The sequence below is a fragment of the Parasutterella sp. genome (assembly GCF_057870745.1).
Window position 1 is genome coordinate 16,787 of the sequence record NZ_DBMALT010000017.1, and the last position, 24,547, is coordinate 41,333.

Genomic DNA, 24,547 nt, shown 5'->3' on the forward strand with positions numbered 1-24,547 from the left:
GGAACGGGGCGCTGATTTTTTTGTACGGCTATCATCAACTCCATACCTAATAAGTCCTTACGGACAGGAAAGAAAAATGAAATTTGTAGATGAAGCGAAAATTGAAGTTTTTGCGGGAAAGGGCGGAAACGGCGTTGCCTCCTTCCGACGCGAAAAATTTATTCCCAAAGGCGGCCCTGACGGCGGAGACGGCGGACGCGGCGGCTCTATTTATGCCGTGGCCGACAGAAATCTGAATACTTTGATCGACTACCGTTATACACGTAAATTCCAAGCTAAGAACGGTGAAAACGGCCGCGGCAGTGACTGCTACGGCAGAGGCGCTCCCGATATCGAACTTCGTGTTCCGGTAGGAACGGTGATTACAGACTTGGATACCGGTGAAACAATTGCCGACTTGGATAAAAACGGTGAAAAAGCCCTTCTTGCTAAAGGCGGTAAGGGCGGTTTAGGCAATCTGCACTTTAAAACCTCCACCAACCGTGCTCCTCGTCAATGCACACCGGGAGAACCCGGTCAGGAAAGAACGCTCAAGCTTGAGCTGAGAGTTTTGGCTGATGTCGGTCTGTTGGGCCTTCCGAATGCGGGTAAGTCCACACTGATTTCTGCGGTTTCTAATGCCAAACCCAGAATCGCTGATTATCCCTTCACAACGCTGCATCCGCATCTTGGCGTTGTCCGTGCGGGTCCTGAATCCAGCTTTGTGATTGCCGATATTCCCGGTCTGATCGAAGGCGCTTCCGAAGGTGCCGGTTTAGGCCACCAGTTCCTGCGTCATCTTTCCAGAACCAGCTTGCTCCTGCACGTCATTGATGTGGCTCCTCTCGATACCGAAGAAGATCCTATCGCAGCCGCTCGCGCCATTGTTGAAGAGCTGAGAAAGTTCGATCCGGCCTTAGCCGAAAAGCCGCGCTGGGTTGTTCTCAACAAGATGGACCTGGTTCCTGAAGAAGAAAGGGCCAATGTTGTGAACAAGTATCGCGAAGCCTTTGGTACAGATGTTCCGATGTTTGCGATTTCTGCCGTCACACGTGAAGGCACTGAAGCTTTGGTCAAGGCAATCGCTGAAGATATTCACGAACAGCGCAGACAGCTGATCAAAGAAAGCGAACCGGATGTTCGCTTTGATGAAGACGAAGAAGTCTTTCCGCCAGAAGGCGTAGAGCCTGAAGAAAGCGAACAAAAGTAAGTTAATCGCAAAAAGAGAAACCGCCGAAAGATAAAACTTCCGACGTTTTTTCTTTTTGGTTTGTGTTGTCCAGATGGAAGTCATTCGCTCAAAGCGATTTTGGATATACTGAAAAACTATCACTTCGGCGACTCGCTTGACACATAAAAAGGGAGCGAAGTTTATGATTCGTTTCGAAAGAGTGTTGTCGCCAATAAGACCGGAATAAATGAGATGGAAGAAAACCTCAGAATTTGGAACGATGCAAAAAGGATTGTCGTAAAAGTCGGCTCATCTTTAGTGACAAACGAAGGTCACGGAGTAGATACGGAAGCAATTGCCCGCTGGACGGCTCAGATCGCTAAGCTTCAAGAAATGGGCAAGCAGGTTGTTTGGGTGAGCTCCGGTGCCGTTGCCGAAGGGATGGCTCGTCTCGGCTGGACCAAACGACCGAAAAAAATGCACGAACTCCAAGCCGCAGCCGCTGTCGGACAAATGGGTATTGTGGAAGCCTATGAAAAAAGTTTCGAACGCTACGACATTCGCACAGCTCAAATCTTGTTGACGCATGCTGACCTTGCAGATCGCGAACGCTATTTGAATGCTCGTCAAACGCTGACCACGCTCTTAGACCTCAAAGTTGTTCCGATCATTAACGAGAACGACACCGTCGTAACCAACGAAATCAAAGTCGGTGACAACGATACGTTGGGCGCGCTGGTCACGAACTTAATCGATGCCGACGTCTTAGTGATTTTGACCGATCAAATCGGCCTCTTCACCGCTGATCCGCGCTCTAATCCCGAAGCTAAGTTAGTAGAAGTGGGTGAGGCAGGAGATCCGATTTATGAAGCGATGGCAGGGGGCGCCGGTTCTTCCATCGGTAAGGGCGGTATGCAGACAAAAGTACTTGCTGCCAAACGTGCAGCTCGCAGCGGTGCGTCTACCGTTATTGCCAGCGGACGTATTCCTGATGTTTTGGTTCGTTTAGCTCAAGGCGAATCCATCGGAACGCTTCTGAAGACCGATCGCAAACCGATGTCTGCCCGCAGCCAGTGGATGGCCGACCATTTGCAGCTGAAGGGTAAGCTCGTTATCGACGAGGGAGCTGTTGAGGCTGTTCGCAAAGGCAAGAGCCTGCTGCCAGTTGGTGTTAAAGCGGTGATTGGAGACTTCTTGCGCGGCGAAATCATTCAAGTCGTGGATCAAAACGATAAAGAAATCTGCCGCGGCATGATTAACTATGGCTCCGATGAATCCCGCCGAATCATGGGACTGCACAGCGATGAAGTTGTTGAAGAATTGGGTTACTTAGAACAGAGAGAACTAATTCATCAGGACAACATGGTTGTGATGAATAAGTAATCGTCTTAAAGACGACTATTTGTAAAGGCGGAAGTGTCCCGGACCTTCCGCTTTTTCCCATCCTGCAGGCGGAACAAGGTGTTTCTTGTCGGTAAAGAGAGCAGGAGCTAACTCTTTCAACGCTTCTTTATAAACACCGCGTTTGAAGTCGATTACTTGACTCAGCGGAACCCAATAGTCATTCCACTTCCAGGCCTCAAATTCCGGATGGCTGGTGGCTTTCAAGTTGATATCTTTGTTTTTACCGAGAAACTCCAAGAGGAACCAAATCTGCTTTTGGCCTTTGTAAATGCCGCGAAGGTCGCGGCGAATCCAGCGGTCCGGAACGTCATAGCGCAACCAGTCTTCGGTGCGGCTGATGATACGGACTTGGTTTTCAAAGAGACCAAGTTCCTCCCAAAGCTCTCTGAACATGGCTTCGCGAGGCGATTCCCCGCGGTTGATACCGCCCTGCGGAAATTGCCAGGAATGCTGACCCAAACGTTTCCCCCAAAAAACTTGTTTGAGAGGAGTGGTCAAAATAATCCCGACGTTTGGTCGGTATCCATGTTGATCAAGCATAAAAACTTTAAAATAACTTATTTGTGTCTGCCCATTATATAGAGGCAGGAAAAGAAGTCATAAGATCCGAACCTAATCGTAGACTGCCGGCCTGCCGGCTCGTTTTTGAGAATTCGTAATGAGAGCAAAACAATTTTTTATTTCAACACAGAAAGAAGCTCCTGCAGATGCAGAAATCGTTAGCCAGAAGCTGATGCTGCGTGCGGGCATGATCCGTAAGCTTGCAGCCGGCGTCTATAACTACATGCCGATGGGCCTTCGTTCTCTGAAGAAGATTGAACGTATTGTTCGAGAAGAAATGGACCGTGCTGGCGCCATTGAACTTCTGATGCCGATCGTTCAGCCTGCTGAGCTTTGGCAGGAAACCGGCCGCTGGCAGAAGTACGGCGCTGAACTGCTTCGCTTTAAAGATAGACACGACAGAGACTTTGTTCTCCAGCCTACCAGCGAAGAAGTCGTGACCGATATCGCTCGTCAGGAAATCAAGTCCTGGCGTCAGCTCCCGGTGAACTTCTACCAGATTCAGACAAAGTTCCGTGACGAACGTCGTCCTCGTTTCGGCGTGATGCGCGGCCGCGACTTTGTCATGAAAGACGCTTACTCTTTTGACCGTACGGCTGAAGACGCAGGCAAGAGCTACGACAAGATGTTCGAAGCTTACTGCCGCATCTTTGATCGCTTGGGTTTGGTTTACCGTGCGGTGCGCGCTGACTCCGGCTCTATCGGCGGATCTCGTTCTCAGGAATTCCAGGTGATCGCTGATACCGGCGAAGACTTGATCGTTTTCTGCCCGGACAGCGAATACGCTGCCAACATCGAATTGGCCGAAGCTCCTTGCCTGATTGAAAAACGCGCCGAAGCCACAGAAACAATGGAAAAAGTTCCGACTCCGGGCCGCGATAAGTGCGAGCTGGTCGTCGAACTCTTGAATAAGCCGCTGACAGCCAGCGTTAAATCTATTGTTTTGGCAGTCGACCAGCAGGACGAAAAAGGCAATCCGCTGCCTGCAAAAATCGTTCTTCTGCTTCTCAGAGGCGATCACACACTTAACGAAGTTAAAGCCGAAAAGCTCGAAGCGCTCAAGGGCGGATTCCGCTTTGCAACCGACAAGGAAATCGAAGATACCTTCGGTTCTAAACCCGGCTACCTCGGACCGGTCGGCATTCCTAAGGATGTCACCATCGTTGCCGATACAACCGTTGCCAACATGAGCGACTTCATTGTCGGTGCCAACGAAGAGGGCTACCACATCCGCGGCGTAAACTGGGGCCGCGACCTCAGAGAACCGGATGTTGTTGCTGATATCCGCAACGTCGTTGAAGGTGATGTTTCTCCGGACGGCAAGGGCACGCTCAAGATGCAGCGCGGTATCGAAGTCGGCCACGTATTCTTCCTCGGCGATAAGTATTCCGCTCCGATGAATGCCACTTATCTGGATGAAAACGGTAAGCCTCAGCTGCTTCAGATGGGCTGCTACGGTATCGGTATTTCTCGTCTGCTGGGCGCTGCCATCGAGCAGGGTCACGACGATAAGGGCATCATTTGGCCCGATAGCATCGCACCGTTCACCGTTGTGATCTGCCCCGTCGGATATGACAAGAGTGAAGAAGTTCAGAAGGCTTCGAATGAACTTTATGGTAGTTTGCGCGAAGCGGGCATTGACGTCATTCTCGACGACAGAGGACTGCGTCCCGGCGTCATGTTCGCTGATTGGGAACTGATCGGTGTTCCGCACCGCGTCACGATCGGTGATCGCGGCCTGAAGAACGGTGAAGTCGAATACGCTCACCGCGGAGATCTTCAGAACGAAAACGTTCCTGTCACCGAAATCGCTGACAAACTGATCGGCAAGATCAAAGTCCGCTAAGCGAAGAAGCGTTTCCTTTTAGGGCGTCGGAAAATCTGTTGCAGGGATTTTCCGGCGCCCTTTTAATTTCTTTAGGTGTCCTTCCGAGGCTGGCTCAGAAGCCGTCTGCTTCTGCGGCTTTCCTCTGCTTTTCCTTGTATGTATTTATCCTCTGCTTCAGATTTTTTTGTGCGGCCGGGTTGCTGACAACTTCTGCTAACTCTGCCAGTCTCCTTCGGCCTATTCGTCTATCGGCGGCTCGAAGAATGTCTGTGAGTCCCCAATGATCGCCTTCAAATTTCTTAGTCATTAATTCCGACGAAGGCGTATCAATGTATTCTCGAAGCATGTTCGAAATCTCAGAGGTTTCGCTGCTATACGGATAGATAAGGCTTCGTAAGCGATACGAGAGTTTTCGTCTGGGCCTTCGGAGTGTATAAACTGCTTCGGATAATCGAAGATGGTTTCTTTGTCTAACGTAATCCAATACCGCGGTAAGTCTGTACTTCCCCATTGGCTACACATTCGATAGGCTACACAATGGATCTGGAACTCTAGTTTTGGATCGACCAGCAAATAGACCTCTTTCTGTAATTTGCTCCAAGGTCTTATCTTTCTTCTTTGCATCATAGTAATAACAAAAAACTTATCTGCTGGGCAAAGTTATTCATATTTGGTCGAATTTCACAAGCATTTTCTGTCTTTTCGAGAGACGAAAATCCAGTGACTGGCGAACATGACTATAGTTGTTTTGAACGAAAAATTTTGACGCATTAAATCAATAAATTCGATTATCAAACTATCGAATTTATATGATAAAAACGGCAGTGAAGTAACCGAATTTATAGAAAATTTTTTAGAGATTTTCTCCTTAGGGGCCGTTTTTACTAGGCATTTACTAGTAAAAAGCCCGAACTATGAGAGAAATCCTGTCAGTCGCTTACTCAGCTTTAGGCCCCGCTTCTAATGTTTAATGCACAGCAACACCTGGATTCAGTAGCCGCGTAAGAGGCTGCCGAGTTCAATCAAGAATGCCGGCGTTCATTTAAACTTTCGCTGAAGATTTCGACGAGGAACTTACTTGAAGAGTACAAAGCGTGACTACGAAGCTTGCCAAAGAATTTGACATCCAGGACTTCCTTATTAATACGGAAAACAATCCTCAAGCCTTTTTCAAGGCCTGTGTTGATGAAGATCCGGGGGACGGATCACTCGTTAGAAGAGCACTTGGCGAAATGGTGAAGGCCAAAGGAATGGTTCAGCTCGCAAAGGAGACGGGTCTCTCAAGAAAGTCGTTGTACAAAGCGTTCCGTCCCGAAGGCTCTCCATAATTCGAGACAATATTTAGAATCAGCAAGGCTTTGAAGCTGACGACTCCGACCCATCGCGCCTGATTTAAATTCTCCGGTATCCACCGTGGCTAGAAGACTCTAATAGTTACTCTGTGTCCGCCGGCGCTCTCTTGAAGAGTTTTGTGAGTCCGGCAAGCCAAAATTTCACAAAAATACCGACGCATAACGCTGAAATCACAGTTCCTTCTCGCAGCCCGTGTATTTCATGGGAAACGCAGTAACTAAGAAGTAAAGCCAGCAAAACCAAGGTAACGTCATTGGCGATTTTGACGGATGAAAATGGCTTGTGTAGAACCGTACTAACGGCAAGCACGAGACCTTCTCCGGGCAACGCTGCGGCGCCGGAAAACACTTCTAAAGCAACGCCGAGTCCGAGCACCACGTTTCCAAGCATCGAGACTGCAAAACACTTCCAGTAAACATCAGAAGACAGAAACTCGGTGAACTTCATAGAGGTGTCGATGAAGTAAGAGAAGGCCAGCGTGATCGGAATTTGTGCAAGGAGCAGCACCTTGTTAATGGAGCGTCTGAGGAGTATCCATTGGGCGGCGACAAAAAGCAGATTGATCAGAAAAGTTGTTTCGCCGAAGGTTAAGTCGCTGGCATAAGCGGAAACCAGAGGAAGCGAGCTAATCGGCGTTGTACCGAGATTGCCTCGGGTGACGAGCGCAATACCTAAACTCATGACGAATAATGCAGCGATGAACATGAACCAAGGACCTAATTTGCGAAACATATTGGTGTTATTTGAATTTTGTGGATTGAGGACTGAGTGACGAAAGAAAGAAAAGTCGAAGGACTGAGCTTCGACTTTTCGGAATAGAGCGGGTTAAGAAAACAGTTACGTTCCCGCTTTAACCTCCGCCTTAGAGGCAACAGGGACGTCATTTTCAACCTTGCAGACAACATCCGGCATCGAAATAATGCGCAGGTCACGCTGCTGGAACGGAATGTTGATCTTGCGTTTATTGAACTCGCGGAACATGGCGCGTCCGATATTGGATCTCAGAGTTGCGGTTCCTTTTTCAGGATCTGGGACCCAGAAGTAAGAAGTCAGCTCAATTCCGTCAGCTCCGAAGTTCGTCAGAATGGTGTAGGGCGCCGGATTGATCAAGACACGAGGCTGCTTGCGAACAATATCGGTCATGAGCTCAATGACTTCATCAATGTTGGAGCTGTAGTCAACGCTCATCATGACGGTGGCGCGGCCCGGGCCAAGTAAATAAGAAGTATTGCGGACGTTGCTGGTCACAAAATTCTCGTTAGGGATAATCGTGACGCTGCCGTCATAAGCTTTGACCGCTGTGTAACGCGTTTTGATGTCCGTCACAATGCCTTCAACACCGGAAACATTTACTAAGTCGCCGATTTTGATGCTCTTGTCCAGAAGAATAATGAATCCGCTGACGTAGTTAGAGGCAATTTTCTGCAAGCCGAAACCTAAGCCGACACCGATGGCACCGCCGAAGACACCAAGCACGGTGATGTCAATACCAACGGAAGCCAGACCGATCAGAATCGCAATCGTCACTAAAACGACCTTGACTACCCGGATGATCACAACGCGGACGTTGGACTCCATGGTCGGAAGGCTGTTTATCCATTTCTCAAAGAACTGACCGATCCACTTCGCGATAAAGAGCGCTAAGGCAATCGAGAAGCCGGAAAGGAAGACAGACCAAACCGTTGCGTTGGTGCTTCCCAGCGGAATTTTGGTGGTCTGCATGAATTCGACGCACTTAGGCAGTACACCGACGATCTGAAGCGCGACACCGCCCCAAATCGAAAACGTCAGGAAGTTATCCAGGCTGCTGTTGTATTTGCGCGAAAGTGAGTGCAGCAGAAATACGACCGTGCGGATCACAACGTAGGCCCCGAGAATCAGCCACGCAATGGATTCCAGCGGCAGGGCTTTCTTAGGAAGCAAGCCGAAAAGTCGCACGGTAAAGGTGCTGACCGCGATGAAGAACATTCCAAGCAGCGGGAAACTCAGCCGCAAAATCAGCGTCTCTATGCCTCGTCTTACCTTTGCCCAGAAGGCGCTCTCGCGATGTTCAGGCTTGACAGGGGCTTCGCCTTCTTCCGCTTTGATCTCGTCGCTTTCGATGATTTCATTGGCGGCTAAGTGCTTAATAATCCGCATGCGGATGTATTTGCCGAGCAGCCAAGCTAAAAACAGTGAGCCCAGAATGGAGGCCAGCTGCCAATAGATGATCGGCTGGTTAAGCCCTTTTTCAAACATCAGCAGGAGTTGATCCAGGATGTTGCTGTCGCCGCTTAAAAGTTCTTCTGTCGTAACCGCTGTTTGTGCGACTTTGGCGATTTCGGCGGATGCGGCTGCCGAGGTACTCATAGGCTGTCTCCGTTAGGTTAACGACCGTTTGCGTCGTCAACCGGATCAAATGTCAATGTAATAGAAGAGGGAATGTCTCCTACCGGGGGTTTGGGGAAGGGATTGCACATCAGAATCGCTTTTTCCACCGCTGTATCGAAAGCCTTCAGACCGCTGCTGCTGATCATCTTGGGCGGAACAGCCTTCTGACCGTTCTTGAGCAGTCGGACATCGAACTTGGCAACGTACATTCCGCGTTTGGCGCCGGCCGGCGTATTAAACGTAATATGCGGACGGATGCAGGCAACGATACGGTTGTTGTACTGGGCTTGCTGAAAGTTCGTCATGGCGCCGGAGCCTGAACCCATGGCAGATCCGCTCTGGCCGGTTAAGCGGCTGAGCATTTCTTTTCTGCGGACGGCATTCGCCTGTTCTTGGGCTCTCTGACGATTGAGTTCTTCTTGAGCCTTGCGCTTTTCAGCTAAGGCTTTTTCTCGCTGAGCCTTTTCTTCAGCGATCTTGCGTTCGCGTTCCTGAGCTTGCTTCTTGAGTTCTTCCTGCTTGGCTTTGCGCTCGGCTTCTGCTTTTTCTTCAGCCTTACGTTTTTCTTCCGCTAAGCGTTTCTGCTCTTCTTGTTTCTTCAGCTCTTCCTGACGCTTCTGTTCTTCGATGCGTCGTTCTTCTTCCTGACGGCGCAGTTCAGCCTGGCGAGCTTCTTCGGCTTTGCGCTGCTCTTCAGCTCGTTTGGCTTCCTGAAGCTGACGTTCGCGCTCAAGAATGCGTTGTTTTTCCTCTTCCTGTTTCTTCTTTTCGCGGTCGAGTCTTTCTTGGACGATGTCCGGATCCTCAAGCAGATTGGCTTGACGATCTAAATCCGTCTGAGCGATAGGAGGCGGGGGCGGAGGCAGCTGCTGCTGAGGCTCTTCCGGAGCAGGAGGCTCGGGAGCGGGTTCCGGTTCCGGCTGAGGTTCAGGTTGGGGCTCCGGTTCGGGCTGAGGCTCGGGTTCCGGCTCAGGCTGCGGTTCCGGTTGCGTCTCTGCCGGGGCTTCTGCTGCCGGCATGTCGCCGTTCCACAGTTCGGCATAGACGGGGCCTGTCGGCTCCGATCTCCATTGCATGGAAACGAAGAGCAGCACAAAAAGAAGCCCGTGGGCGATTAAAGCGAGCACAAAAGCCGTGCCCCAATAACCCTGAGCGCCTGAGAGCCGATTCGCTTGATTCGGAGATAAGTCGTCCATTACTTGGCACCGCTTCCTTCAAGTTGCAATGACAGACCGATACGCGTGATGTTGGCCTTTTGTAGATTGCGCATCACGTCGATGACTTTTTCATATGCGACGGTTTTATCCGCAGCAATGACAACCGGAACCTGATTTCCGTCGGTCTGCATCGATTCGACCGTAGAGACTAACTGAGGGAAATCAACCGGAGTTAATTTCTTTGCAGTATCGCGGATCTGGAGTTTGCCGTCTGGCGAGATAATGACTTCGACAACTTTATCCGGAGTGCGAGCCGCTTTATTGACTTTCGGCAGATCGACGATCGAAGGGTTGACGTATGGGGCGGCGACCATCAGGATCACCACGAGAACGAGCATCACGTCAATGTACGGGACGACGTTCATCTCTGCTAAAAGACGTCTTTTGCCGTTACGTGCCATGTTGCGTCCTTAGGCCTGACGACCCAAAATGTTCTGGAATTCCTGCATGAAGCTTTCGTACTGGCTCGAGAGACGATCCAGACTATAAGCAAAGCGGTTGTAGCCGATAACGGCAGGAATAGCGGCAAACAGACCGATCGCGGTTGCCACCAGAGCTTCGGCAATACCCGGGGCGACGACAGCCAGCGAAGCGCTTTCCAGGTTGCCCAAGCCTGTGAAGGCGTCCATGATGCCCCATACGGTGCCGAACAGACCGATGTACGGAGAAACGGAACCGATGGTCGCCAAAACGCTCAAGCCCGACTCGAGAATGTCGAGTTCTCTCTGATAACGGGCGCGCATGGCGCGAGACACACCGTCAATGACGCCGAAGGTGCCGGCGCGGGCTTCAAGATTGCTCGCGCGGCTTCTTAAGAACTCGGTCATGCCGGAGTAAAAGATGCCCTCCTGAGGACCGATGGAAGAGCGTCGCTCGGTGGCGCTTTCGTAGAGTTTATTTAAATCTGCACCGCCCCAGAAACGCTTGTCGAAGTTGCGGGCTTCTCTTCTTGCACGGCTCATCTGGAACCATTTCTGAAAAATAATGGTCCAGCTCACTAAAGAGAAAATCAAAAGAATAGCCAAAACAATCTGAACAACGGCGCTCGCATGAGCAACCAAAGTAATGATTGATAAATCGGCAGATGCTTCCATCACAGTCCCTTGTACTAACGAATGATTAATGAGTTAAAAGTTTTTTGAGTTGTTCTGAAATAGGCTCGGGCATAGCCACCGGGCGGAATGTGTGCGCGTCGAGCGTGCCGCAGCGAACGTCTCCGACGTTGAGCACTTCATCTCCTCTCAGAATTTCCTGATGAAATTCAAAAGAAGTACGGCCGCACGCGGCGACCGTTGATCGAACCACTAATTCATCATCCAGCCGGGCCGGTTTCTTGTACTTGGCTTTGGCTTCGGCGACGACAAAGACGACGCCGAGCTCTGAGTACAGCCGCTCCTGACTCCAGCCCAATGCGCGCAGCCATTCCGTGCGTGCGCGTTCCATGAACCTGAAGTAGTTTGCGTAATAAACCACTCGTGCACAGTCTGTGTCTTCGTAGTAGACGCGAACCGGCCAGTCGAAATAGTGTTTTTCCATCAACAAATTCTCATCCGAGCGCGCGTAAGCGCGCTCAAAAAGGCTCCTTGAAGCCCAGCCTCACATAAGAGCGCATTTTAACAAACGGGTACCTGAGAATCAGGCTTGAAAGGTCATTCTTTATACCCGTTTTTCGGAGCGATAAAATCTTTCGCGAATCTTAAAAAGTTGGGAATACCCCTAGACGGGAAACCGTCCCTAACTATTTTATTTCTTTGGAATTTTTTGTGATCTGATAAGATATCTCGTCCCAAAATAGGCGAAAGGAACAGCAGTGAAAATTAAAGTAGGATACGGCGCAACTTACGGCAGGCTCCTTAAGCTGTCAGTGGCCGTCTTTGCTGTGTTCGCACTGACCTCCTGCAAAGAAATTCCGAACTCCGTTCATACGGAGAAAGAACTTGCCTCCAATACGCTTTACACGCCGTTCTCCGGCCGCAGTCCGAAGCATTTGGATCCGACGAGTTCTTACTCTTCCGATGAGACGCCTTACACCTACAGTATTTACGAACCGCTTTACCAGTATCACTTCCTAGAGCGCCCTTATCGCCTGATCCCTCGTTCCGCAGCAGAGGTCGTTAAACCCGTTTATCTGGATAAAGACGGAAAGGCCTTACCTGAGACTGCTTCGGCGGAAAAAATCGCTCTGAGTGTTTACGAGATTCCGATCAAAAAAGGGATCCTCTTTGCGCCTCATCCGGCTTTTGCCAAGAACGAAAAGGGCGAATACATCAACCACGCGTTAGCGCCTGAAGTCATCGACGAGCTGCACAATCCGATGGATTTGCCGCAGAAGGGTACGCGAGAGCTGACCGCCGAGGATTTTGTTTACTCGATCAAGCGAATGGCCAATCCCCGCATCATTGCTCCGGTCTACGGAACGATGGTGAACTATCTTCCGGGATTGAAAGACTTTGCCGTTCAGGTTCGCACAGAAGACAAACGCCTTCGCGCCGATCTCAAGCCCTCTGACAGAGACTTACCTTTCTTAGACTTGCGGAAGTTTGAGCTCAAAGGTGTTTCGGCGCCGGATAAGTACACGCTGCGGCTCGAAGTCAAAGGAAAGTACCCGCAGTTCCCCAACTGGCTGGCCATGACGTTCTTTGCGCCGGTTCCGTGGGAGGCCGAAGCCTTCTACGCCCAGAAGGGCATGGCCAAAAACAACTTGTCTTTGAACTATTGGCCCGTGGGTACCGGCCCTTACATGCTGGTGGAATCGATTGAGAACCGCAAACATGTCATGGAGCGCAATCCGAATTTCCGTAAGACGGAGCTTTATCCCTGCGCGGGGGAGCCCGGCGATGAAGCGAAAGGATTTTTAAAGGACTGCGGAAAACCGCTGCCTTTCATTGATCGGATTGAAATCACGGCCGAAAAAGAAAGCGTGCCGCTTCGTACGAAGTTCCTTCAGGGCTACTACGACTCTCCGCAGATTGAACGTCTCGACAACGGTCAGGGCTTCTTGATCGGCATGGCCGACAGCGCGGAAAAGGAAAAAGAGTACAAAGAAAAGAAGCTGCAGTTTCCGCAGACCGTAGAAGCGCAAAACACGTACTTCGGCTTTAACTGGATGGATCCGGTCGTCGGCGAAGGCAAGACGCCTGAAGAGCGCGAGCGCAACAAGAAGCTTCGTCAGGCGATTTCTATTGCCATGGATTGGGAAGAATATATCCAGATCTTTGAGAAGGGCTTGGCATCCCCCGCGCATGGTCCTCTTCCGCCGGGACTCTTCGGCTATCGAGAGGACGGCGCTGCGGCATTTAACCCAGTCGTTTACGAAAAGTCTGAAGACGGTCTTGTTCGCCGCAAATCTATTGAAGAAGCTAAGAAGCTCTTAGCCGAAGCGGGCTACCCCGGAGGGCGGGACGCGAAGACCGGGGAACCCTTGGTCTTGAATCTCGACTTCCAAGCGGCGGCGTCTCCATCAACGAAAGCCGTACTGGACTGGTATCAGAAGCAGTTTGCGAAAATCGGCATTCAGCTCGATATTCGCGGCACCGACTACAACCGCTTCCAAGATAAAGTGATCTCCGGCAATCACCAGCTCTTCTTATGGGGCTGGCTCGCGGATTACCCGGATGCAGAAAATTTCCTGTTCCTGCTTTACGGTCCTAACGCCAAGTCCAAGACCGGAGGCTCCGGAGAAAACGCTTCGAATTATCAAAATCCGAAATACGACGAGCTCTTCAGCCGCATGCGTTATATGGACGAAGGCCCAGCTAAGGCCGAGGCCATTAATGAACTGATTAAGATCGTTCAGGAAGATGCGCCCTGGACATTCGGATACTTTCCGACAAGTTCGGCGGCTTTCCATCAGTGGGTGCATAACGGCAAGCCCACACAGGTCGTGCGCAACCATATTCAGTATCTGAGACTTGATCCCGAGACGCGTGTAAAGGCCATTAAAGAATGGAACAAACCGATTTACTGGCCGCTGCTGGTTTTTGTTCTGCTGTCGGCGTTGGTGATTATTCCGGCCGTGGCTCTTCATAGAAAGCGGGAACGAATGACCGCACGCACTACAGAGGAGGACGTCAAATGATTCGTTATCTCTTAAGACGCATCGGCTACGGCTTCCTGATTCTGATCGGCGTCAATCTGCTCACCTTTATGCTGTTCTTTACGGTCAACACGCCGGATGATATGGCGCGCCTCAATATCGGCGGCAAGCGTGTGACGGCCGAAGCGATCCAGAACTGGAAAGAAGAACACGGTTACGACAAACCGCTGCTCTGGAATGAGAAGGCCAAAGGCTCAGACAAGCTTACGGATACGATTTTTTGGCAGCACAGTGCGCGGCTGATGGTCGGAGACCTCGGTGCATCGGACGCGGGACGTGACATTGCTTATGAAATCAAAAACCGAATGTGGCCGTCAGTTGCGCTGGCGTTTCCGACCTTTTTGCTCGGCGTCTTCGTGATTGTCGTGTTTTCTTTAGGTTTAGTGTTCTTCCGGCACACGAAGCTTGAGATCGGAGGCGTGGTCTTTGCCATTGTCATGATGTCGGTCTCTTCGCTTTTCTACATTATTTTCGGCCAGTGGCTTTTCTCAAAAGTTCTGCGGCTTGTTCCGATCTCAGGTTTTGAGACGGGAACGGCCATGATTTCGTTCCTGATTCTTCCGATTGCGATCGGCGTTTTCTCTCGCATCGGAGGCGATGCGCTGCTGTACCGCTCGATGTTCCTGGAAGAAATCAACAAGGATTACGTTCGTACCGCTCGCGCGAAGGGCTTAAGCGAAACGGCCGTCCTGTTTAAACACGTTCTGCGCAACGCCAGCCTGCCGATTCTGACTTCAACGGTTGCCGTGCTTCCGATGCTGTTTTTAGGCTCCTTAGTGATGGAAAGCTTCTTCGGCATTCCGGGCTTAGGCAGCTTCACGATTGACGCGATTAATGCTCAGGACTTCGCCATTGTCCGTACCATGGTTTTTGTAGGAACCGTGCTGTATGTTATCGGTCTGATTTTGACGGACGTAGCTTACACGATTGCCGACCCGAGGATCCGTTTGAAATGATGCCTAAATTTGTTTTGCTTCCAACGGATATCGTGATTGTCGTCCTTCTTGCGGCACTAACGTTTTATCTGATTCATGTTGCCCGCTCCGAAGAGCTCAAAGCACGATGGCGCTATGTTGTGAGTTCCGGCGCCTCGCTGTGCTCGCTTTCGCTGCTGTGTTTCTTCCTTCTGCTCTCCGTCGTAGATTCTGTGCACTTTCGTCCGGTCATTGATGTTCAGGCCGGGCGCCCGATCTATGACGTCAAGGCTTATTCCCTGTTGGATAAAGCGCTAGGCAAAGCCTCTTCTGCCGAAGAGAAGTCTTATTCGATGCCGCTTGCGACTCAGACATTTGAAAAAATTTCCCGCTTTGAAGACGGCAAACCCGTGCGCGATTACGAACCGCTGAAAGCCGGAGGAGCGCACCTCAAAAATAACGCCGATTGGGCAGAAGACATCATCGTTAAATCGGCCTGCGGGCTAGGTGCAGGACTCGTGCTTAGCGCTTTGCTGTGGTTCTTAACGGTCGGACTGATTGCTCGATATAAAGATCGCTCATTCAAGGGAGAGGTGCGTACGCTATTTAAGCGCCGCGATGAAGTTCCTTATGAAGCAGTCCTTACGACCTGCTCTGTTTTAATCGTCCTCGGGTGCCTGATCGGCGCGCTTTGGCCGTATTACCACGTGATGGGGACAGATCAAACAGGCAACGATGTCCTGTATCAAGCCTTTAAGTCGGTGCGTACAGCGCTTGTGATCGGAACTCTGGCGACGTTGACGACGCTTCCGTTTGCCGTGGTTCTGGGAATTTGTGCCGGATTCTTCAAGGGCTGGGTAGACGACTTAATTCAGTACCTTTACACGACGTTGTCTTCAATTCCGAGCGTTCTTTTGATTGCGGCTTCCGTGCTGATGATTCAGGTGTTCATTGATTCTCATCCCGGCATGTATGCGACCGGCATTGAGAGAGCCGACCTTCGTCTGTTCATGCTTTCAATCATCATCGGTCTGACGGGCTGGGCCACGCTCGCACGTCTCCTTCGCGCCGAGACCTTAAAGATTTCTCAGCTGGACTATATCCAAGCGGCTCGTGCCTTCGGATTAGGGCCGTTTAAGATCATGAAGCGTCATGTGCTGCCCAACGTGATCCACATCATTTTGATTGTGGCGGTATTGGATTTCTCCGGCATTGTTCTATATGAAGCGGTGCTTTCTTACGTCGGTGTCGGCGTTGATCCGACGACACACAGTTTCGGTTCCATGATTAATGCCGGACGTCTTGAACTTTCCCGCACACCGGTTGTCTGGTGGAACCTTTGCGCGGCTTTCACTTTCATGCTCACACTTGTGTTGTCTGCCAACTTGTTTGCGTCTGCCGTTCGGGAAGCATTTGACCCGAGACTGGTCCTCAAAATCGGGAGGAAAAAGTAATGCTCCGTATTTCTAATATGGTGACTGAAATCCTCACTTCCGAGGATACGGTTCGCGTTGTAGACGGTTTGAGCCTGACGCTTAATCGAGGCGAAATCTGCGCTTTAGTCGGAGAGTCCGGGTGCGGCAAATCTATGACGGCTTTTTCTCTGCTGAGATTGCTTCCGAGCTCCGGACGAGTCTCGAGCGGTGTTGTTACCGTTGACGGAACAGAAATCATGGGTTTGCCGGAAGCTGCGATGCGCAATATTCGCTCTTTCAAGATCAGTTTGATTTTCCAGGAACCGGCGACGTCGTTAAACCCGGTGATGACTGTCGGGGATCAAATTGTCGAGACAATTCTTCTTCATACACCGCTGCGCGGCGAAGAAGCGCGAGCAAAAGCACTCGACTGGCTGAAAAAAGTCGGAATCCCTGAGCCCGAACGCAGAATGAAATCATTCCCGTTTGAACTCTCCGGCGGTCAAAAGCAGCGCGTTATGATCGCTATTGCACTAGCGGCCGAGCCGAACTATTTGATTGCAGACGAACCGACGACGGCGCTGGACGTTTCCGTTCAAGCTCAGATTCTTGATCTTTTAAAGCATCTCAAGGAAACCGAAAACATCGGCATTCTGCTGATTACACATGATTTGGCTGTTGTGGCTCAGGTCGCAGCCAGGGTAGGGCTGATGTATGCCGGTGAGCTGGTGGAAGAAGCTTCAGCACGTGAGTTCTTCTCCAAGCCATTGCATCCTTATGCGCGCAATCTTTTGAAGGCGCTTCCTGAAGGAAAGCAAAAGAGCCAGATGCTCGAGGCAATACCGGGCATGGTTCCTCGCTTGAATCGAGAGTTCCATGGATGCCGATTTGCCGAGCGCTGTAAAAAAGCTCGTCCCGAATGTTCTCAGCATAAAGTTGTCCTGCAGGAGATTGGAGACCGAAAAGTTCGCTGCCTGTTTCCTGAAAATGATCCGGTCGAACTTCCGCGAAGTGACGTTGTTGTTGAGCGAGAGCAGAAAGATGTGCCTCGCATTCTTGAAGTCAAGAATTACAGCGTTTGGTTTCCGATTCGCGGCGGTTTTCTGCGTCCGACGGAATACGCCAAAGCCGTCAACAATGTCTCATTCGATGTGCGCAGAGGGCTGACAACGGCATTGATCGGAGAAAGCGGCAGCGGCAAAACCACGGTGGCCCGAGGCATCCTCCAACTTCTCCGACTGCAGGCAAAAATCACCGGTTCTGCGCTCTTGAACGGAAAAGACTTAGGCAGCTTGAACGGTCCCGATCTTCGACAAGCCCGCGTCGATATGCAGGTTATTTTCCAAGATCCATTCTCCAGTTTGAATCCGAGAATGCGTGTTAAGGAAATTCTGCTTGAAGGGTTGGAGAGCCTGCACCCTGATATTCCTGCGAGTGAAGCGCTCGGAAGAATTGAAGATGTCATCGGTCTTTGCGGGCTTCGTTCCGATTCATTGAATCGGTATCCGCATGAGTTCTCGGGCGGACAAAGACAGCGCTTGGCGATAGCTCGTGCGTTGGTGGTCGAACCCAAACTTCTGATTTGTGATGAACCGACATCGGCTTTGGATGTTTCCGTGCAGGCCCAAATCCTGAATCTTTTGAACGAAATCCAAAGAAGCCGAGATATCTCGTACTTGTTCATCACTCATAACTTCGGCGTCGTTCGTTACCTTGCCGATGAAGTCATTGTGATGAAGTCCGGAGAAGTGGTAGAAGCAGGATCGGCGGCAGAAATCCTTAATCGTCCGAAAGATCCTTACACCTGTCGCTTGCTGGAAGCAGTTCCGAATTTCGACTCTCTGAAGTAAGAACAAGAAGTTCCCACAAAGCCGAAAGACGCGTCTGGATACGGAAAGACGTTCTAGGCTCTGTTAGCGAAATTCAGCGAAGGACGAAATAAAAATTCAGAGGGGAGTTTTATCTTTAAAGGATAGAATTAAAGATAGTTTAACCTCTAAGTATTGGTATTTTTGCTGTCAAAGAAAGCCTCAATTTTTGAGAATTGAGCAGAAATTGAACACGATTGAACAAGTATTGAACATATATCGTGAGTAGACGAGCTTGAGAACGAGTTTCTCTTTTCAATCCGGATAGAGTAACGGCCTGTTTTAGCGAAATAAGCGAAAGATGAAATAAAAATTTGGAGGGGATTTTTGTTTTTAAAAGACCGAATTAAAGATGATCTATCTTTTAAGTATTGGGATTCTTGGTGTCAAAGAAAACGTCTTTTTTGGGAATTAGACTGTTAAAAGGCCAAACTCGAGGAGGTACTTCTTTTTTAATCCGGAAAGAGCAATCGTGTGTTTTCAGTGATGCCTCGCTGGTTGGCAGCGATGTCTATTAAAACATCGCCTAAGCGGTCTTGATCCGACAAGAACTTGATTCCATTGTTTTGGCACAGATCCAAGTAAATCGCCAGCGCCGTCCTTTTGTTGCCGTCCTGAAAGAAATGACCTTTGAGAAGGCTGACGACGATGCTTGTTATCTGCTCTCTGACGGTGTCGTAATAGGAATAGCTGGACAGACATCCGCCTACTCGCTGTTTTCTTTCTTCTGAGCAGCGATTGCCGGTGAGAGCTTCGTTGATCAAGACCACCGCATCAATATCTAATGGTGTACTCATTTGTCTTTGAGATAATCAAACGTCTTTTTGAAGGTGTTTAAATTTTCTTTAAAGCGTTTGAGCATTTGCTCTTTAGTATTTGGGCGGAGCTCCTGTTTTTGAGGAACTGATTTTCTATCTGTCATAGTTCAAGAAAGAGAAGAGCCGATTCGGTTCGATTAACCGGCTCGGCTTCTTCCCTCAGAAAGAGAAATTATCCTTGTTCGCTGAAACGTTCTTTAAGCCGCTGAGGCAGTCCTCCGCTGCGCTGCGTGACGGTCTTTAACGACATGTCTAGGGCATCCTTAGCCCCGAAAATCTGGCACGTTTTTTCCGAGCGAGTAATGCCGGTATAAAGAAGTTCGCGCGTGCATAAAGAGGCAGCATCACTTCCGGCACTTAGTGTTGGCAGGAAGATGGCTACATCACGGAAGCCGGAACCCTGCGATTGATGGATGGTGATTGCAAAGGCGGTGTCATATTTCGGCAGCAGCTGAGCCGGAACGATTTTCTTCAGATCACCGATGAATGCATACCACATCGGTTTGTCGGAATCAGCCGTCTTCAAGCCGAAAATAACAGCGACGTCGCCGTTGGCGACACCAAGGCCGGAGTCGTTTTGACGAACAATGATGACCTTGCCGTTGTACATGTCGTCTGCGGATGGAACTATGAAAGCCGTTTTAACAAAATCTTCGCAATAATCATTGACGGCATTGACGCCGGTCGGACCTTCACGTTGTGCGCACAACGGACGGAAAGTACTCAGTTCGTTCCAGACGTCTTTAAGAGCTTGTTGTACATCATTAGGAAGGTTTTCGAAGTTGGCTGATCTTGAATCCACTTCGTTTTTATCGTTCAAAGTTAAAGTCAGGTTTAAGTTTTCGACTGCGTTGCAGTAGGAATCGAGTTTTTCCTCTAACCACTTCTGAGCCTGCAGAGGAAGATTTCTACCTGCAGATTTGAAAAACACGCCGGTATCTTTAAATCCTTCAAAAGGTTGATCGTCCGTGTACTCAACTTCTGAAATAAAGTCCGAAATGCCGGCTTCTCTTCCTTCTTCGAAGGCCAGCATGCGCTGCGCCAATCTGCCGATAGCGGATTTGTCGTTGAAGCGAATGCTCTCTTTTAATTCAACAATGTAGCCTTTCAAAACACCCGAATTGTCGGAGATGTCAGCAAACACCGAACCAGGTCCGACGGCTGCCAGCTGATGCTTGTCGCCTAAAAACACAGTTTGCGTTTTGGTTGGATCAATTGATCTGATAAGTTTTAACGCAAGGGCGGAGTCAATCATTGAGCTCTCATCCACGATTAGCAGATCTGCTTCGATCGGATTGTCTGCTGAAGGTCGTTTGCCGTTGGATAAATCCGTGACGAGCAATTTATGGATCGTCAAAGAAGTCAGTCTATCTTCCGCAAGGGCCTTGCGAACGGCAGGGTAGTAAGGTGCAGAGGACGGACCGGCATCCGCTTGATTTTTTACGGATTCAAGAAGACGACTTGTGGCCTTTCCGGTTGGGGCACACATTTGAATGATGCCCTTCGGATGTATTTCCAAAAAGGCTTCAATGAATTTCACAACGGTGGTTGTTTTGCCGGTACCGGGACCGCCGCAAATAACGGAGAATTTCTCCGAAACTGCAAGTTCGGCGGCTTCCAGCTGCAGAGGATTTAAAGAGTAGGCTTTCTTGTCGCCGTTTTCTCGTGCATTCTTTAACGTCTGTTCCAGCTGTGCTAAGGCCTCTTTTACCTCGTTGACGTCGCTGGCGCTTGTAGAGCACATACCGTGAATACCTGCGGCCAAACGGCTTTCAGAGCAAAAATTGCGGCGGGAATAAATTCTCAGCTTTTTCGGTTCGCTCTCGTCAAGAAGAAAAGGCGTAGGAGCGACAGAAAGGTTGTTAGGTTCGTCAGCAATTTTGTTGCTGCTGTCTGTTAGCAGCTCAGCTTCCCTGAGCAGCTCCACGTACTTTTTATTTTGCGGCGTTGCATCAAGCTCGGCACATAAACCTCCGAGGTGTTCGGCTTGTCCGAGATGCAGCATGAAGAACGCCAATGCGTCTCTTAGCTCTTCTGTAATGGTTTTTCCTCGACGAGTTAAAAGGTCAAGCAGAATGGTGCCGAGGTTTTCAAATGAATTTTGGTTTTGCGAAATCATTTCAAACTGCTCCTTTGGCACGAGATTCCAGGAGTTCGCGACTGAATCCGTTTTTCAGGAAGTCGTCTAAACATTCGATAAGGGCATCTTTTGGACGTTCAAAGTACGTTCCGCGCGCATTCCTGTCGATGCCGCGCAGGAAGCAGTAAACCGCCCCTCCGATGGCTTTATAACCCGTACCTTCCGGCAGATTTAAACGAACTTCGAGCATTCGTTTGAGCGCAACGAGATAGAGCGCCAACTGAAGCTCGTAGTGATTATTTTTCATCAAGGCGTTCACGGCTTCCGGCGTATAGAGCTCAGGAGTGTTGTTGCGGTAATCAATTTTGTTCGTCTTCCAGTCGATGACCCAATATTTGCCGTCAGCGGCAAAAGCTAAGTCGATGGAGCCCGTGAGATAACCGCGCATATCAAGTTCTGACAAATGAAAGTCTTTATAACGAGAATCAAAGGCCGTTAGCGTTTCAGCCAAAAGACTCGCCGTCAGACGTTCTCTGCCCTTTATCGGAGCTCCGACGGAAAGCATGAATTTCAATTCCGGACGGCAATCTTTAAGATTTTTAAAAAGCTGAGAGAGATGGAAGCCCGGCGCGGAGGGCAGAATCTTTGCTTCGAATAAATTTTCGAAGAACTCTTCCGTTTTAGTCTCGATTTCGGCCTTTCGTTCTTCAGTTTCTGGGGCGACATAACCCTTAAAACGATCATCTAAAAATTTGTAGACTCTGTTCTTCCAGTTATGGAAATTTTTGTCGAAAATCTTTTCTAATAATTCGTGGACTTTCGTGCCGAATTCGGCAGCGCTTTGGGTGCCTTTGAGGACTTCCAATACGTCCTCTTCTTTCGATTCCGCGACAGTTTCCTCTGACTCAAGAGCTTCCGACTCATCAGTGATGACGGCGGAGTCCTGTGCTTCCATGGTCCTCAACAAGCTTGTGAAACTGGAAGAAATCCAAGAACGATTTTGCTTCTCACCGCGACCGGCTCTGAGATCAAGATGCTCCGGCGGTTGTCTGAAGGAGACTTCGGAGTCTCCATATTTGCCGGGTTCGAAGTCAAAACGGATCTCAAAAGGAATGTAAGCATTTAAAGCTTTCTCAGAGAGCATGAGAGGATGTGCGCTGTTCTTGTTGTACTCGGAAATTCCGTCAAGCAAGGCCTTTCTGACTTCTCTTGCCGACGCTTCCTTCGGGCTCAAAGCCTCCCGCAGTCGGTTTAAACCGCCAATAATGGCCAATCCGCCGGACGTTTCTCCGCTGATAGCCTGAGCAAGCGGATTTTTTCCGCCGACGCTGCCGTGAGGCGCTCCGTTCTTAGTTTTCTTGAAGAAATAGGGAAGAACCACCCTTGCTGTGGCTCGCGTCATAGCGACATACAGCAGTCTCATGGACTCCTCATATGATTTCTCAATGAAGTCGTCCGGTGCCTTCTGTTCGGTTTCATAGAAGGTAATGACGCCTGTCGCATCATCTCTAAATTTCTGACCTTTGGAAAAGCTTATCGGCCGGTCAAGGTAATAAACAACAGGGTATTGAAGGCCTTTACTGCTGTGAATAGTCTCAACTCGAACAACATCGGAATCGGTTTCACGTCTCAGAGTGTAGCTGTCGTTGCTCTTTTTTTGTTCTTGTTTTAACCAGCGCAGCAGTCCCTGAAGACTATCAATGGTGTTGTGCTGCTGATGAAGAAGCTCCAAGATGTGCTGATAATTCGTGAGGGCGCGTTCTCCTCCGTATTGCAGTAAACGCTCTTCGGTTTTGGCGCCGGCAAATAGGTTCGAAACAGCAGCGATAATTCCGCTCTTCTCGTAGATTTTTGCTGAGTTTTCCAATAACAGACGTGCCTGCGCGGAGGCCGCATCGTTATTCAATAAGTCATTCAGCGAGTCGCCGAAAATCCTGGTTGCCTGAGCCGCAGCCACAAGACGAGTATCTCTCGGATCGTACATAGCCTCTAGAACGCTCTTAAGTTCGTGCGCTTCTTTGGAACATAAGACATTTTCATTCGAAGACCGAAGGGTGCGAATGCCCCGCCTGCGCAGCTCTTCAATAACCTTGTCAGCATGGAAGCGCTTTGCAACCAAAATCGCGATATCGCTGGGTCTCAGTCTCCGGCCTTCATAGAGGACATTTTCCTTTAGCAAGGATTCGATTTCCTCTGCGATGGCAATAGCCTCCATATCGCGAAGTGTCTCTGCATTGGACAAGGCCTTAGTGTCGGCATTGGACCAGAAAGCGAAAGAGGAAAGGGGTTCGACTTTGCCGTCTTTCTCTAAGAGGAGCGGTAGTTTTTTCTTATTAAACTTCACCGGCGAATAAGAAAGGGCCTGATTCAAAAAGCCGCCGCGGGAACCTTTCCCTTCCGGATTGAAGTACGCATTAACTCCGGCAATGATCCCAGGAGTAGAACGATAATTCTTTACTAACTGATAAGGGTTGTTGATTTCGTTTTTGGCTAACAGATACGTTTCAAGACTTGCGTTCCTGAAGCGATAAATAGACTGTTTCGGATCACCGACAAAGATAACGGGTTTGGAGTTCTCCGGATCCTCTAAGAACAGGTGTTTGAAAATCGAGTATTGAATCGGGTCCGTATCCTGAAATTCGTCAATCAAAGCAGCGCCGTAAAGGTTCTGAATTGCCTTGGTGAATTCCGGATCTTTAACAATGCGTTCTTCTGCTTCGATCAGCAGGTCATCGAACGTAAAAAGACGTTCATCTTTCTTGTTTTCTTCGTAGAGTTTTGTTGCCTGATCAATGAAAGTTTCAAAAAACCGAGTGGTTTCGTCTTCGGGCTTTTGATTCGCATCTTTCATCAGCTTCATTTGCCGGGTGAGCGGCTTGCTTCTGCTCAAACCGGCAGCAGTTGTCAGAATATCTTCCCAAGGAATGTCTCGAGCCAGAGACAGTTGTTCCGTAGGGTAGCCTGGATAGGCCTTCGGAAGGTTTGTACGAAGAAAAGTACTCAGCGCTTTATCTTTAGCGTTTGAATCATCTCCGATCTCAAAGTCGTAGTTTCCCTTTGAAGAAAAGACAAAGTCCTGAAGGATTCGTTGGCAAAAGCCGTGAATAGTAAAAATGGCAGCGTCGTCAATCTTATTCAGCGCTGTTTGCAGTTTTTCAAGAATTATGTCCTGAGAATATTTCTTTTCTCCCCAACTATCCAGCAGATCGTTGAAGCTTCCGCTCTTGTTCAGCCTAATTTGTTCAATCAGTTCCGTCAGGTTGCTGCGCAAACGAGAGGACAACTCATCAGTGGCTGCATTCGTGAATGTCACGACCAAAATACGATCTAGTTCGATTCCTTTCTCGACTAAAAGCCTGAGCAGCACTCGCATCAAGGAATACGTTTTTCCGGTGCCGGCGCTGGCTTCCAAAAGCATGCGCCCCTCAATCGGCGTTGTGGCAGCATCAAATTCTTTATAAAGCATAAATACT

General features: G+C 49.6%; 20 protein-coding genes. 8 read left to right on the forward strand and 12 right to left on the reverse strand.

Annotated features, from left to right (window positions below):
• Positions 1-76 precede the first annotated feature (76 nt).
• On the forward strand, positions 77-1,189 hold the full coding sequence (gene obgE / locus ACZND6_RS06120) for a GTPase ObgE (protein WP_300875536.1): 1,113 nt from the start codon (positions 77-79) through the stop codon (positions 1,187-1,189).
• Between the two features lie 213 nt (positions 1,190-1,402).
• Positions 1,403-2,533, forward strand: coding sequence for a glutamate 5-kinase (gene proB, locus ACZND6_RS06125; protein WP_278850826.1), 1,131 nt, complete (start codon positions 1,403-1,405; stop codon positions 2,531-2,533).
• Positions 2,534-2,548: 15 nt separating this feature from the next.
• On the opposite strand, the gene ACZND6_RS06130 is transcribed toward proB, so the two are convergent.
• On the reverse strand, positions 2,549-3,094 hold the full coding sequence (locus ACZND6_RS06130; protein ID WP_370648974.1) for an RNA pyrophosphohydrolase: 546 nt from the start codon (positions 3,092-3,094) through the stop codon (positions 2,549-2,551).
• A 118-nt stretch (positions 3,095-3,212) separates the two neighbouring features.
• On the opposite strand from ACZND6_RS06130, the gene ACZND6_RS06135 reads away from it, so the two are divergent.
• Positions 3,213-4,961, forward strand: coding sequence for a proline--tRNA ligase (locus ACZND6_RS06135; protein ID WP_293738626.1), 1,749 nt, complete (start codon positions 3,213-3,215; stop codon positions 4,959-4,961).
• A gap of 94 nt (positions 4,962-5,055) precedes the next feature.
• On the opposite strand, the gene ACZND6_RS06140 is transcribed toward ACZND6_RS06135, so the two are convergent.
• Together ACZND6_RS06140 and ACZND6_RS06145 are read right to left on the reverse strand one after the other, a co-directional pair.
• Positions 5,056-5,289 carry a hypothetical protein gene (locus ACZND6_RS06140; protein WP_300829827.1) on the reverse strand — a complete coding sequence of 78 codons (234 nt, stop codon included), beginning with the start codon at positions 5,287-5,289 and terminating at the stop codon, positions 5,056-5,058.
• On the reverse strand, positions 5,250-5,570 hold the full coding sequence (locus ACZND6_RS06145; protein WP_489524476.1) for a hypothetical protein: 321 nt from the start codon (positions 5,568-5,570) through the stop codon (positions 5,250-5,252). Before ACZND6_RS06145 ends, ACZND6_RS06140 begins: the two co-directional genes overlap by 40 nt.
• A 467-nt stretch (positions 5,571-6,037) precedes the next feature.
• On the opposite strand from ACZND6_RS06145, the gene ACZND6_RS06150 reads away from it, so the two are divergent.
• Positions 6,038-6,271, forward strand: coding sequence for an addiction module antidote protein (locus ACZND6_RS06150; protein ID WP_293737112.1), 234 nt, complete (start codon positions 6,038-6,040; stop codon positions 6,269-6,271).
• Between the two features lie 106 nt (positions 6,272-6,377).
• On the opposite strand, the gene ACZND6_RS06155 is transcribed toward ACZND6_RS06150, so the two are convergent.
• From ACZND6_RS06155 to ybgC, 6 genes are all read right to left on the reverse strand, one after another.
• Positions 6,378-7,028: a YczE/YyaS/YitT family protein gene (locus ACZND6_RS06155; RefSeq protein WP_300876087.1), complete on the reverse strand. Its 651-nt coding sequence runs from the start codon at positions 7,026-7,028 to the stop codon at positions 6,378-6,380.
• 105 nt (positions 7,029-7,133) lie between these two features.
• Positions 7,134-8,645 (reverse strand): mechanosensitive ion channel family protein, encoded by a 1,512-nt coding sequence (locus ACZND6_RS06160; RefSeq protein ID WP_300876090.1) that lies wholly within the window; start codon positions 8,643-8,645, stop codon positions 7,134-7,136.
• 17 nt (positions 8,646-8,662) lie between these two features.
• Positions 8,663-9,862, reverse strand: coding sequence for a cell envelope integrity protein TolA (gene tolA / locus ACZND6_RS06165; RefSeq protein ID WP_008812154.1), 1,200 nt, complete (start codon positions 9,860-9,862; stop codon positions 8,663-8,665).
• Positions 9,862-10,284 (reverse strand): biopolymer transporter ExbD, encoded by a 423-nt coding sequence (locus ACZND6_RS06170; protein ID WP_008812153.1) that lies wholly within the window; start codon positions 10,282-10,284, stop codon positions 9,862-9,864. The genes tolA and ACZND6_RS06170 overlap by 1 nt, the downstream gene beginning before the upstream one ends.
• A 9-nt stretch (positions 10,285-10,293) precedes the next feature.
• Positions 10,294-10,977 (reverse strand): protein TolQ, encoded by a 684-nt coding sequence (tolQ, locus tag ACZND6_RS06175; protein WP_008864363.1) that lies wholly within the window; start codon positions 10,975-10,977, stop codon positions 10,294-10,296.
• A 25-nt stretch (positions 10,978-11,002) separates the two neighbouring features.
• Entirely contained in the window at positions 11,003-11,419 is a 417-nt protein-coding gene (ybgC, locus tag ACZND6_RS06180; RefSeq protein ID WP_489524477.1) for a tol-pal system-associated acyl-CoA thioesterase, read from the reverse strand.
• A 274-nt stretch (positions 11,420-11,693) separates the two neighbouring features.
• Here ybgC and ACZND6_RS06185 point away from each other — a divergent pair, with 274 nt between their 5' ends.
• From ACZND6_RS06185 to ACZND6_RS06200, 4 genes are read left to right on the forward strand one after another with little or no spacing between them, the layout of a single operon-like run.
• On the forward strand, positions 11,694-13,961 hold the full coding sequence (locus ACZND6_RS06185) for an ABC transporter substrate-binding protein (protein ID WP_489524478.1): 2,268 nt from the start codon (positions 11,694-11,696) through the stop codon (positions 13,959-13,961).
• Positions 13,958-14,935, forward strand: coding sequence for an ABC transporter permease (locus tag ACZND6_RS06190; protein ID WP_021868133.1), 978 nt, complete (start codon positions 13,958-13,960; stop codon positions 14,933-14,935). Before ACZND6_RS06185 ends, ACZND6_RS06190 begins: the two co-directional genes overlap by 4 nt.
• Entirely contained in the window at positions 14,932-16,347 is a 1,416-nt protein-coding gene (locus ACZND6_RS06195; protein ID WP_008864360.1) for an ABC transporter permease, read from the forward strand. The genes ACZND6_RS06190 and ACZND6_RS06195 overlap by 4 nt, the downstream gene beginning before the upstream one ends.
• Positions 16,347-18,158 (forward strand): ABC transporter ATP-binding protein, encoded by a 1,812-nt coding sequence (locus tag ACZND6_RS06200; RefSeq protein ID WP_008812147.1) that lies wholly within the window; start codon positions 16,347-16,349, stop codon positions 18,156-18,158. Before ACZND6_RS06195 ends, ACZND6_RS06200 begins: the two co-directional genes overlap by 1 nt.
• A 470-nt stretch (positions 18,159-18,628) precedes the next feature.
• Here the strand turns inward: ACZND6_RS06200 and ACZND6_RS06205 are convergent, their stop codons facing one another.
• The 3 genes from ACZND6_RS06205 to ACZND6_RS06215 all read right to left on the reverse strand — a co-directional run bounded on the left by ACZND6_RS06205 (position 18,629) and on the right by ACZND6_RS06215 (position 24,540).
• On the reverse strand, positions 18,629-18,973 hold the full coding sequence (locus ACZND6_RS06205) for a type II toxin-antitoxin system death-on-curing family toxin (RefSeq protein WP_008812146.1): 345 nt from the start codon (positions 18,971-18,973) through the stop codon (positions 18,629-18,631).
• 193 nt (positions 18,974-19,166) lie between these two features.
• Entirely contained in the window at positions 19,167-21,113 is a 1,947-nt protein-coding gene (recD, locus tag ACZND6_RS06210; protein ID WP_278851179.1) for an exodeoxyribonuclease V subunit alpha, read from the reverse strand.
• A 1-nt stretch (position 21,114) separates the two neighbouring features.
• Entirely contained in the window at positions 21,115-24,540 is a 3,426-nt protein-coding gene (locus ACZND6_RS06215; protein WP_302295811.1) for a UvrD-helicase domain-containing protein, read from the reverse strand.
• Positions 24,541-24,547 lie beyond the last annotated feature (7 nt).